Here is an 11,801-nt window from a genome sequence, read left to right as displayed (position 1 = left end):
AAGACCAATCCTGACATGCAAAAGGGATCGTTTGGCCTATGCCGGACCACAACCGTTCCAGCACCATGCCAAAGCGTTTGCGCAATCTGGCATCCTGAAACCTGCTCGCCTCGATCTCCTTCTCGAACCAGGCTCGCTCGTCTGCCCGCTCTTCTTCAGCCATCTCGCTCGCGCAATGACTATAACGCGTGCCAGGTTACCAGGTTTCGTGGCTGAAATGTGGGTAATCACAAGATCAGCAACACGCTTACCTTTGACCTGTCTGAGCCACCTGGCAAGTTCGTGAAGATCGGCGGTGAAACTACGGAAGGAACGCACTGACTCATCGCCGCATTCCGGTCCGACCGCGACAACATGAAACTGCGCGCCAATGTCGATGCCTGCGGCGTGCGGATTGACAACGGACATGTCGGTGTGGCGATCGACGGTTCGCTTCGATTTGGGGTGTGCCATGTCTGGCCCTCCAGATTAATGGAAGTGCCAAAGGGCGGGGCCGCGGTATCTATCACTTTCCTGAACGGAATCACCTCGCGGTGTCACCAATGCCGGGGCCGCATCAGTTCCCTTGACCGTCTTTTTTTGACGCGACACGTCACCAATAAGCGGACGGCCGCTCCCTTTAGCGTGGCCAGTCTAGCCCTAGCCCGGAGTTTCTGCCCCTTGGGAAGGGCACAGCCCTTTTGATGTTTTTTAGCAGCGCGTTGCCCTCTCGCAATTGCCGGTTCTCTGCTTCAAGTTGCCGGATGCGCTGCTGTTCAGCAGTTAGCGGCTTGCCGTCGCCGGGGCCGCCTACACGTTCCGCATCGGAAGCTGGCGTGGAATTGTCGGCGCCTTCTTGTCATCTGTTGTTTTTCCTCGTCGATTCAGGATTGTCCTCCTATCCACCTGTCCGAGGAAATTAGATCACTATAGGGAAACTCAAGCTGCCGAAACCGATCGAGCAAGCTAATCGATCGAACGGCGATTCAAGTACGCCAAAAACGGACAAGGCAGGACTGTTTAGGTTATAGAGTCGGCGCAACACTGGATAGCCATTGGGAGCTTGGAATACCTGCTGGGCTTCCTGCGAGGCAGGCGCCGCATCGATGATAAGCGACATATCCTTGACATCAACGTTATGTCGCCGCAGAGCATCGATGATAAAGCGCTCACTAAACTCGTCGACGACCTTATCCGATATGTCGGCGGGAAGAAATGACGAGTCGTACATGATCGGCACGTCGTCGGCGTAGATCACCCTGCGAACGCAAAGCAGCGCTTTATTCGGCGGATTAAAGATGCTTAGCGTCACGTCCCTGATCCTCTCCTTTGATATTGAAATTAGCTCTATCTTCGTCTGAAAGCCAAGCCACCGTGCATTGTCCAGAGATGACATGCAAACATCCAATTCCCGGATAAAGCGGAACCGATGTTTCACAAATGTCCCTTTCCCGGGTATGGATGTCAGTAGACCGGCACATTGGAGATCGCGTAAGGCTCGCTTGATCGTGACGGAACTCACGCCGAACTCCTCGACAAGTTGCGTAGTCGACATGATCGCGTCACCCGGTCTATATAATCCTGTAGCGATGCGTCTCGATATCTCAGCGTGTACTATCTCGTGAAGATTCGCGCCACTAGTTGACAATGCACTTTTAATCATCGGTATCGGCGTATCTTAGAGGGTGTGAGGAACTTTGAATCGGACTTGGTATCGTGGCGGGATGAAGAAACGCTTTCCGTACCCACGGATGCATCGGATGAGAGTGGTACTTCGCCGCACTGTACCTGACGTTGGTGAAAAAGACGCACCGCAGCGCCGCTATGAACTGCGCGAGATGTTCAACGCGCCGCGCTGGACTGTACGCGCGGGTGCACCGTGACGTTTGTTGCCCAATCACTTTCCACCACGGGAGCGGGTCTATCAGCAGACGCAACGCTGGAGTGAGGCCAGCTGTATCGAGGCCATGGTGAATGATTTGCGTTCGGTCATCCTGATCGGGCAGAAGCGCCGTGGCAGGCCGAGAGCGCGGTAATTTTCGGCGGCCAGACCTTGCAGTCGACCTACGCGAGTGGCCCTCGCGTCGGTTACGACGGCTACAAGTGCAAACGCGGCAGCATAGTCCACATGGCGGTTGATACCTTTGGCGCGGTTGCTTGCTACTGCTTAATCAACTGTCTCACGTGACTCCGTCGCTACCGATCGGACCTGTTGACCCGTCGCATCCGACCGCTTGTCCGACGTACACAGATAGAGTGCAGTTCCGATGATTACGACGAATCCAACCGCGGTTTTTGCAGAAATCGCCTCCCCCCAGATCAAATACTCGAAAACGATTGCCCATACGACGCCGAAGTAGCCGAGGGGGGCCAGAAGCGACGCTGCAGCGTTTGCAAGCGCGACGGTAACCAACAATTGCCCTACGCCGCCAGTCAGTCCTATCAGCGCCATGTATCCAAAATCCTTCGCGTTGGGCATGACCCAAGCGACAAAAAGAGACATTCCGCTAAGAATTGTCGAAATCATCATCGAATAGAAAACGATTGTTGCCGCGCTTTCGGTTCTGGAAAGTTTCTTGACCTGAATGATCGAAGCCGCGCCAAATATAGAACTAAGCAGGACTAGACTCACTGCAGAGATCGATCCTTCAATTCCGCTAAGAGGCAATGAGACCATGAATACTCCGAAAAACCCAGCTATCGAAGCTAATGCTGTCGATAGTCGAAAACGCTCTGACAAGAAAACGACGGCAAGCAAGTAGATGAAGATCACTTCGGTGTACTGCAACGCCACAGCGGTTGACAGCGGCAGACGAGCTAATCCAGCAAAGTAAAATACTCGGGCAATCAATGCGGTAATCGCCCTAAGAAAAAAACCAAAAAAGCGACGCAGCGTCAATTTGTTTTCGCGAACGCCGAGACGTCCAAGCATGTACGCAGCTGGCAGCAATCCAAACAGCATCCGGAAGAAAGTCATTTCATTCGATGGGTACCGGCTCGATATTAGCCGTGCAATGGCATCACCCACCGCAAAAAGAAACGTGCCGCAGGACATGAATACAATTGCGCGTAAAGGCACTTTCAAAAAACCATTAACTTTCATCAGCATGTCAACAAGCTCTCCTAGATTCTTCAATGGGGTGCAGATTCTCGCAGTTCCTTCGATTTTCTGGATGTTCCGTCCTTAATGCACCGGCCGAAGCGCCGATGATCACGCGTCGCGCGAGTCGTCGTATTGCCAACTCTCATTGGTATCCAGACGGCCGCATCGTGCGGATATGCTCCTCCACCGGTACGTGTGCTGGCTGCGCCGATCTGCGGTCCATCCTTCCGCGCAGCGGAAGAGACTCAGTCGAGGAGCCAATGTTGTGGCCCCATCTAGCGGGCCGTTGGATATCCCCCGCTAATGCGCTCAGATTCCTTAAGACAGCTGCTCGGTTCCAACTTCCGAAACGCGGAATACGTTTCAGGGCATTCGGCGTCGGGATCACGGCATTGCCGCCGCTGTATGAACTTTCTCCGGGGCGCGAAGTGCATCAGCTTCGCCAAGCATTGTCGCGGGCGATTCAGCTAGCTTTACTTCCTTGTCGGTCTTGCGCTCGTTGCAGACGACCCCGCCCTGGCGCTCGCCACCACGGTTCGCGTACTTTTGAATACCCTTCGAGATGTTGTTCACTGCGCACATGGCTATCGCCTCGCCCGACGTCACGATGCAGATTTTGTGGCCCTTGTTCTCGCGAATCGGGATCGGGAAGTCACCGCAAACCACGTCGCCGAGCACCTCGCATGACACGTCGTCGATACCGTGATACGCGCCGTTCGCATGCAGTATCAGGCGTGTCGAGTCAGCCGTGGGATCCCCCCCTACGATCCGGATTTCTTGCCCGATGACGTTCAGCGCCGCGAGCGTATTCTGCGGCGTGGTGGACGTGCCGATACCGCCTTTCCCGTAGGAGGCGATTTGCCGAAGTTGAGCCATTGTCGTACTCCATTGAGATAGAGATTGAAATCACGGTTGCGGATCAGGGCTGAAAAGCCGCGACCATGTCCTCAGTTTGCGTTGTCCGTATGGTCTTCTTTTGTCGAGTCCGTCATCGGCCGGTTAATGTCTGCGCGGCAACATCCCGTGCAGTTTTCGTGCCATGTGCGCACGAATCGTTGAGACGCTTGCTAAACCCGGCTTTGACCGATTTTCGAAATTGCGTTCTCCTACGCTGTCGACGTCGTCTTCTGGACAAACCGTGCGCGTTTTGTCGCAAACGACACTCGCAGTATCGAGTCCCCTTCCCGCTCTAGCCTGCCTAGCGGCACTAGGCCGGTCGTGGCGTTGGTACGGACGTTGCGGACACCTAATGACGCGGACGACCGAACCAGCGGCCAGATTTTTGGGCGCCCCAAAATGTTATAAGATCGGAATGTCAATTATCTATGCACCAGACGCCATTAACTGGACGAAACCGCGTTGCCCGCCTGCAGCACAGGGCGGCCCTCCTCAACGCGGCCTTCGCCGGGCACACGAACCCGCTTTATCGGATCGGCATTCGCGGCGAGGTCGCAACTGTCGATGTTGCTCGAAGGCATCGATTGGCGGCAACCACGTCGAAGGGAGGTGCTATCGGTGTTGTGAACGCTTTGGCGCGCGCGTAAACTCCGCGCATGACGGATGCTGCCCCCCAGCTTCCTGATGACGTTGATGCGCTCAAGGCCTTGCTGATCGAGGCCCGTGCCCAGCTTGCCGAGCGTGATATCGCGATGGATCAGATCAACGCCCAGATCGACAAATTGAAACGGATGCAGTTTGGCCGCAAGTCCGAGCAACTGGACCGGCAGATCGAGCGGCTTGAGACCGATCTGGAGGATCTGACCGGCGGACGTGGCGTCGCCGATGTTCGCAAGCCCGCGCGTGGGGCACGAGGGCGTCCATCGGTGCAACGGCCCCGAAGGAAGCATTGCCGCCGCGTCTGCCGCGCGAAGAGCCTGCGCTTGATCCCCGTTCAAGCTGCCCGGACTGCGACAGCCCCATGCAGCCACTTGGCGAGGACGTGTCTGAGCAACTCGCCCTCGTCACTGCTGCGGTCAAGGTGATTCGCACGATCCGGCGCAAGGCAGCCTGCCCCTGCTGCCATCACTTCTCACAGCCACCGATGCCCGGCCTGCCGATTGAGCGCAGCATCACCCATCCGAGCCCGCTGGCTGACGTCCTCGTTTCGAAGTTGGCGGATCATCAGCGGCTGTACCGGCAATCGGCCAGTGCCGCGCGCGATGGGTAAGCGACTCGGCTGGGCCAGTTCCTCATTCGCGCGCGCGTGAGGCATGATGGTGCTGTCGTGGTGGCATTCGTATAGATCACGGGGGATCGTCTCCATGATCGATCGTGGACACGATCCACGCAAATCTATCCAGATCTACCCGGTCAAGGGTGTAGGCGGAGTGGCCGGCTTCAGTTTGTCGGCCACGTTCCAGGGCAGCAATTCGTCGATGCGTGAGATCTTGTGATCAGCGATATGGGTCAGGACGTGTTCGAGATAGGCGCGCGGGTTGATCGCGTTGAGCTTTGCCGACCCGATCAAGCTATACATCGCGGCGGCTCGCTCGCCCCCGCTGTCGGACCCGACGAACAGATAGTTTTTGCGGCCGAGCGCGACACAGCGCAGCGCGTTCTCGGCAAGCACGTTGCTGATCTCGACTCGACCGTCCTCGCAGTAGAACACGAGCGCCGCCCAGTGGTTCAGCGAGTAGTTGATTGCTTTTGCGAGCGCGGACTTCGTCGATAGCGTCGCGAGTTTCGCCCTGATCGTCGCTTCGAGCTTCGCGAGCAACGGCTTGCTCTTTTCCTGCCTGAAGCGCAGACGCTCGTCAGGCGCCTTGCCGCGGATGTCGGCTTCGATGCTGTAGAGCTCTCCGATCATCTCGAGCAGTTGCCGGGTATCTGGAGTCGGTGTGCGCGCGTGAACATCGTAGATGTACCTCCTCGCGTGATCCCAGCATGCCGCTTCGTGGATCTCGCCGCTCGCATACAGTCGATCGAAACCGGCGTAAGCATCGGCCTGCAGGGTGCCGCGGAATGCGGCGAGCCGGGTCTGAGGATGGACGCCTTTGCGATTCGAGGAGAAGTCGAACCATACCGCAGCCGGCTCAGCCGAGCCCGAGCGGTGATCGTCACGCACATAGACCCAGAAGCGACCGGTCACCGTCTTTCCGTTGCCTGGCGCGAGCACCGCAACCGGTGTGTCGTCGACGTGTACCTTGCCGGGGACCAGCACGTAGCGCTGGATTGCTTCAACAAGCGGCCCGCAGAGCTCGGCGATCTGCCCGATCCAGCGGCCCATGCTGGCGCGATCCAGCGTCACGCCGTCGCGTGCCGCAATCTCCGATTGACGGTACAGCGGTTGGTGATCGGCGAACTTCGATACCGCGATGTCGGCCAGCAGGCTCGGATGCGCGATGCTGTGCTCGATGGGCCGGCTGGGCATCGCGGGCTGTTCGATGTGGCCGCAGTCAGGACAGCACAGCTTGTGACGGATCGTGCGGATTACTTTGAACGCAGCCGCTACGCGCGCGAGTTGCTCGGAAACATCCTCGCCGAGTCGCTGCATCGTTGTCGCACACCTGGGGCAAGCCGGATTCGGTGTAAGTTCGATTTCATCGCGTGGCAAGTGCTGCGGCAGCGGCTCTCGCGTGGGCGCTCGACCGGGCGGCGCCGTCGACGTCTTGTCTCGGTGCCCTCGCGTCTCGGCAGCGCCCTGACCGGCCGTCAGGTCTTCCAGCTGCGCCTCGAGTTTATCGATCTGCCGGGCCAGTTTCTCGGACTTGCTCCCGAAGTACATCCGCCTGAGCTTGTCGATCTGCGCCTTCAGGCGTTCGATTTCGTCGTCCCGTGCGGCGATCTCCCGCACCATGTTCTCGATCGACGCCTGCTGCTCGAGCACCAGAGCCTGGAGCTCCGCGACGGTGGTGGGAAGCGGCGCAGATTGGGACATGCGTCGCAGTTTACGAGCCTTCGATGTGGTTTACAACATCGACAGAGCAGCGGTGCGTTGCGGGTGTCGCCAGTCGATGCCTTCGAGGAGCATCGATAGCTGTGCGCTCGTCAGATGGATCTTTCCACCGTCGGCCTGGGGCCAGATAAACCGGCCTCGCTCCAATCGTTTTGCGAGCAACCAGAGCCCATCGTCGGTCGCCCAAAGCAGCTTCACGAGATCGCCACGGCGGCCGCGGAAGATGAATACGTTGCCACCCAGCGGATTCTCTTCGAGCGCTGTCTGCACTTTTGCGGCAAGCCCCTGGAAGCCACAGCGCATATCTGTCACGCCGGCCACGAGCCAAACGCGCGTACCTGCCGGCAGCGCGATCACTTCAGGCATTCCTGCAGGAGCGCTTCAGCGCGCTCGGCAGACAGGCCGCGAATCCTCACACGCCGTTTGCCGATCTCCACCTCGATTTCGCACACGGGCGCCGGCATCGGTACGCCGCTCGGCGCTGGCGACGCCACTGCCGGCTCAGGCGGCCGCAGTACCAATGCCGAGTCGATCACGTCGACGCTCAGTAGCTTCGTGGTGGGCACGCTCGGCGCAGCTTCGAGTGCAGGTATGACCAGCTTGCCTTCACGGTATTGCTTGCGCCATGCGAACACCACATTGGCGTTGATGTCGTGCCGTCGCGCAACGATCGACACCGACATGCCGGGTTCCAATGTCTCCCTGATCACCTGCTGCTTGAATGCTTGCGCATACGTGCGATGGGGATGCGTACGGCCCGCTGCGTTCGACATGGCTGACTGTCTCCGTCAAGCTGAACGCGCCCATCATGCGTCGAAATATTCAGCACTGGGAAACGGTCGTGCCGAGTCGCTTACCGCGATGGCGTGAAGCTCGATCCTGCCAGCATGGGACGCTGGGTCGGCCAATGCGAAGCCCTGTGCGAGCCATTGACCGAAGCGCTGCGGGTCTACACGATTGCAGCGTTCAAGATGCTCGCGGATGACACGCCGATCCCGGTGCTTGTTCCGGGTAACAGGTAGCACCCCCACGGGGCGCCTGTGGGTCTATGTTCGCGATGATCGCCGTTTGGGATCGAGGGATACGCCGCAGTATGGTTCGCTTACTCGCCTGACCGCAAAGGCATTCATCCGCAGACCCATCTCGCCAGATTCTAGAGTATCCTGCAGGCCGACGCTAACGATGGCTTTAACGAGCTGTATGAGGGCGGTAGGATCCGCGAGGCGGCATGCTGGGATCTACGCGAGATGGTACATATACGATGTTCACGTCCGTACACCGATTGAGGCGACGCGGTATGTGCTCGAACTGATCGGCGAATTCTATGACATAGATGCTCATATCCGTGGCGCACCGCCAGACGAACGGCTACCGGTACGACAGCACAAGAGCCTGCCGGTGCTTGCAGCCCTCAATGCATGGATGATGCAGAAGTTCGCAATCCTGTCGATAAAGTCCGGGCTGACCAAAGCGATCCGCTACTCGCTCAATCAATGGGATGCGCTTGTTCTGTACTGCGAAGATGGCCGCATCGAAATCAGCAAACGCCCTGGCCGAAAACGCTTTGCGCTGCGTCAGTCTGGGAAGGACTACCGCGCTGAAGCGGCACGTCAATCCCACGCGGGTTCCAATCGAGGAGAAGGAAAGCTATCGGTGGTTGGAAAAGATGCGTCAGTCAACGGCGCTGCTCGGCGAACCGGGTGCGTTGCATTCATGTGGGCGATCGGGAAAGCGACATTTACGGGCTGTTTTGTACAGTGTACGCACCCACTTTTTGTCCATCGATGGACATCCACTACTTTATTTAATATCAATGACATACGTGATTTCCAAATATGTCCATCAGTTCGCACTTAGTGCGACAGCATAGCAGTTCGCGAAAAACAATGCCGGCCTCCCGTCGCCATCAGACAGACGGTTGTTCAGTCGCTATCACGGTCATGCGCGTCGCGGATGACCGCACTTCTTTGGTTTTGAATTTCTGATTCGGCGCAATATCTCTCTTGATTTCGGGGGGTGCAGGGGGATGAAAGCGAGAAAGTTATCCACAAGGGTTCAGCGAAGCACTGGCGACGTTTGACAGTTTCCCCATCGAGCGTCGCCTGAAAGCTCCTATGATGACTTGTGGGCCTTGGCGTGTGAGTCCAATCTAGTCGAAGGTTTCTTTTCGGCGCAAGCGCGTTGCGACCGACTGCTCTGCGCCGCCCCTGGAAATCCGGTGGTCGTTAGTTGGGCTCTGACCCGTCGTGGCTTAAAATTCGACCAGGAACGTAGTCGCAAGGCTTTGCAGACTGTCACTAAGGTCGGCTGCAGTCCACCGTACCGTTCAAACGGCGTGTGGGAGGCATGTTTCGGGTTGCGATAGACGACTAACCCATACCGCAATCACAGCGGGCGACGTGGTATGGACTGCGCATGACCCATTTGGGCCGACGAATGGCACGTTCGGCATGCTTTGCGATACATTCAGAACGCTCCGCTGATGCTGTGAGCACTACTCGCATCATTGCCGGCGCAGCGAGAGACATCCTCGCTCAGGGGCCAACCGCACAGGCCGCATTTCGGTTCATCGAAACGGCATTCGCCCCCTTGTTTACATGGGACGATGTGGACGCAGATTCTCTGGAGGGCCTGCTGGCGATTCGCGTAGTTGAGACCGTAAGAAGCATGTGTAATTCCAACACGGCTACCATCTACCTTTAATCTGTATGGAATGAACTGACCCCGGAATGTTGGACGCAGTGACGTTAGTGCTGCTTATATTTCGCTCTGTATTTGACTGGACTCAGTCCTCGCAATCTTAGCTTGATTCGATCGTGGTTGTAATACTGAATGTAGACCTTGATGCCAGTTTGCAGTTCGTCGATGTTGCGAAACCGCTTCACGTAGAAGAATTCAGACTTGAGCGTTCCGAAGAAACTCTCCATCGTGGCGTTGTCAAGGCAATTGCCTCTGCGCGAGAGTTAAGGTCGAAAGTGGTGTTCGGGTGAGGCAGGGATTTGAAGGCGGTGGCGGTTTAGCTGAGAATGTTGCTTGTCTAGAGTAACAACCAGCCAAACCGGAATCCACCACCAATGAAGAAGGTTACAGAAGAAACGGGCGCGGGTAAATCGGAAGCACCGCCCAGCGGCCTTGACGATTTGATTCAGCAAGGCGCGCGGCAGATCATCCAGCAAGCGATTGAGGCGGAGTTGACGACATTGCTCGAACGCTACGATAACGTGAAGACGCTCGACGGCAGGCGCGCCGTGATTCGCAATGGCTACCTGCCGGAGCGCGAGGTCGTGACAGCAATCGGTCCGGTCACCGTACAGGTGCCGAAGGTCCGCGAGCGCTCGGGCTCGGGCGTGAAGTTCAATTCGAACATCGTGCCGCCCTACATTCGTAAGTCACCGCGCGTGTCGGCGGCGTTGCCCTGGCTGTATCTACGCGGCGTCTCGACCGGCAACATGAGCGAGGCGCTGAGCGTGTTGCTGGGTGAAGAGGCCAAAGGCCTTTCGCCCAACGTGGTCAGCCGTCTGAAGGCGCAGTGGGCCGAAGAGCACGCCCTTTGGAATCAGCGTGATCTGTCCGACTCGCGCTGGGTATATTGGTGGGCCGATGGAATCCACACGGGGCTGCGCAGTGACGATTCGGATGGCCAGTGCCTGCTGGTCATCATCGGCGTGAAGCCGGACGGAACGAAAGAACGGGTGGCGATTGGCGACGGCTTCCGCGAGTCCAAGGACGCCTGGTGCGAGCTCTTGCTGGATCTGAAAGCGCGAGGCCTGCAAAGTGGTCCGCTGCTCGCGGCCGGCGACGGGGCGATGGGTCTGTGGGCGGCATTGGCTGAAGTGTTTCCAAAGACCCGGCACCAGCGCTGCTGGTTCCATAAGACTGGAAACATTCTCAGCGCGTTGCCCAAATCCCAGCATGGTCGGGCCAAAGCTGGGCCTGCAGGAGATCTGGCAAGCCGCCACGCGCGAAGAAGCGCTCACGGCCTTCAAACGCTTTACTGACACTTATTCGGCCAGGTATCCAAAGGCGACGGAAAAACTCACGAAAGACAGCGACGAACTGCTTGCCTTTTACGACTTTCCTGCGGAGCACTGGCAGCATTTACGAACGACTAATCCGATTGAGTCGACCTTCGCCACCGTTCGACACCGAACAACCCGTGCCTGCAATTGCGTCTCGCGTCCGACCTTCCTTGGTCTTGCATTCAAACTCATCGAGTCAGCGGAACAATCATGGCGGCGCATTCGTGCGCCAGAAAAAATCGCCTCGCTGCTCGGAGGAATTTTCTTTAAAGACGGACTGCCGGTGACTGGAGCAGCCCCCTGAAAGTCCGGACACAGTCTCCCACTTACAATAGCGGGTAGGCATACGACTGTGTTAATGAGATGGTACCCCCGCCTCCGAGGTCAGGTTACGCTACGGAGGCCTTCTACCAAGGGGAACCATCATGCAAGATGTGGCGCTCATAGGAATTGATCTCGGCAAGCACTCTTTTCACCTGCACGGCCAGGACCGGAAGGGCAACGAAGTGTTCCGGAGGAAAATGACGCGCAAGCAGCTCGTGGAGCTACTAGCGAACTTTCCAGCCTGCACCATTGTCATGGAAGCCTGTGCCGGCGCGCACTTCATGGCACGCACCCNGGGCGCNTTCGGACACCGCGTCAGGCTAATCTCACCGCACTTTGTGAGACCCTTCGTCAAAAGTAACAAAAACGACTTCGCTGATGCGCAAGCGATCTGCGAGGCAGCATCCCGCCCGTCCATGCGTTTCGTCACACCGCGAACAGAGCCTCAGCAGGTGCTATCGGCACTGCATCGCGTGCGCGA

7 protein-coding genes and 6 pseudogenes are annotated in these 11,801 nt (G+C 57.7%); 5 read left to right on the top strand and 8 right to left on the bottom strand.

Features of this window, described 5'->3' with window-relative positions:
• Together F759_RS41750 and F759_RS44955 are read right to left on the bottom strand one after the other, a co-directional pair.
• The coding region (locus F759_RS41750; protein WP_244438987.1) for an IS4/Tn5 family transposase DNA-binding protein at positions 1 to 163 on the bottom strand (163 nt) is incomplete at its 3' end.
• 735 nt (positions 164 to 898) lie between these two features.
• Complete coding sequence (locus tag F759_RS44955; protein ID WP_027803724.1) at positions 899 to 1,642, bottom strand: GntR family transcriptional regulator; 744 nt, start codon at positions 1,640 to 1,642, stop codon at positions 899 to 901.
• Positions 1,643 to 1,687: 45 nt separating this feature from the next.
• On the opposite strand from F759_RS44955, the pseudogene F759_RS43790 reads away from it, so the two are divergent.
• A pseudogene (locus tag F759_RS43790) lies at positions 1,688 to 2,128 on the top strand (transposase); the annotation flags it as partial.
• Positions 2,129 to 2,146: 18 nt separating this feature from the next.
• On the opposite strand, the gene F759_RS39525 reads toward F759_RS43790, so the two are convergent.
• Both F759_RS39525 and F759_RS39520 read right to left on the bottom strand, forming a co-directional pair.
• A complete protein-coding gene (locus tag F759_RS39525; protein ID WP_051377564.1) occupies positions 2,147 to 3,088 on the bottom strand; it encodes a DMT family transporter in 942 nt (313 codons plus the stop codon).
• Between the two features lie 380 nt (positions 3,089 to 3,468).
• Positions 3,469 to 3,958: pseudogene (locus F759_RS39520) on the bottom strand (hypothetical protein); the annotation flags it as partial.
• Between the two features lie 677 nt (positions 3,959 to 4,635).
• On the opposite strand from F759_RS39520, the pseudogene F759_RS44660 reads away from it, so the two are divergent.
• Positions 4,636 to 5,246, top strand: a pseudogene (locus F759_RS44660) (IS66 family transposase zinc-finger binding domain-containing protein); the annotation flags it as partial.
• Between the two features lie 138 nt (positions 5,247 to 5,384).
• Here F759_RS44660 and tnpC (F759_RS0133975) read toward each other — a convergent pair.
• Genes tnpC (F759_RS0133975) through tnpA form a run of 3 tightly spaced genes read right to left on the bottom strand, consistent with a single transcriptional unit; the run spans position 5,385 to position 7,750 of the window.
• Positions 5,385 to 6,959: an IS66 family transposase gene (gene tnpC / locus F759_RS0133975; protein ID WP_027803721.1), complete on the bottom strand. Its 1,575-nt coding sequence runs from the start codon at positions 6,957 to 6,959 to the stop codon at positions 5,385 to 5,387.
• Between the two features lie 30 nt (positions 6,960 to 6,989).
• Positions 6,990 to 7,334: an IS66 family insertion sequence element accessory protein TnpB gene (tnpB, locus tag F759_RS0133970; protein WP_027803720.1), complete on the bottom strand. Its 345-nt coding sequence runs from the start codon at positions 7,332 to 7,334 to the stop codon at positions 6,990 to 6,992.
• Positions 7,331 to 7,750: an IS66-like element accessory protein TnpA gene (gene tnpA, locus F759_RS44950; protein ID WP_027803719.1), complete on the bottom strand. Its 420-nt coding sequence runs from the start codon at positions 7,748 to 7,750 to the stop codon at positions 7,331 to 7,333. Before tnpA ends, tnpB begins: the two co-directional genes overlap by 4 nt.
• 78 nt (positions 7,751 to 7,828) lie before the next feature.
• Here tnpA and tnpC (F759_RS39510) point away from each other — a divergent pair.
• Positions 7,829 to 8,577: pseudogene (gene tnpC / locus F759_RS39510) on the top strand (IS66 family transposase); the annotation flags it as partial.
• Positions 8,578 to 9,724: 1,147 nt separating this feature from the next.
• On the opposite strand, the pseudogene F759_RS0133950 reads toward tnpC (F759_RS39510), so the two are convergent.
• A pseudogene (locus tag F759_RS0133950) lies at positions 9,725 to 9,940 on the bottom strand (IS3 family transposase); the annotation flags it as partial.
• Between the two features lie 111 nt (positions 9,941 to 10,051).
• Here F759_RS0133950 and F759_RS39505 point away from each other — a divergent pair.
• Both F759_RS39505 and F759_RS0133940 read left to right on the top strand, forming a co-directional pair.
• Positions 10,052 to 11,300: pseudogene (locus F759_RS39505) on the top strand (IS256 family transposase).
• Between the two features lie 121 nt (positions 11,301 to 11,421).
• Positions 11,422 to 11,801, top strand: a 380-nt coding sequence (locus F759_RS0133940) for an IS110 family transposase (RefSeq protein ID WP_027803716.1), incomplete at its 3' end; no start/stop codon positions are given.

It is taken from the genome of Paraburkholderia dilworthii, assembly GCF_000472525.1.
Lineage (GTDB): Bacteria > Pseudomonadota > Gammaproteobacteria > Burkholderiales > Burkholderiaceae > Paraburkholderia > Paraburkholderia dilworthii.
Note: the sequence above shows the minus strand (reverse complement) of the source record. Positions and strands in the feature narration are given on the sequence as shown.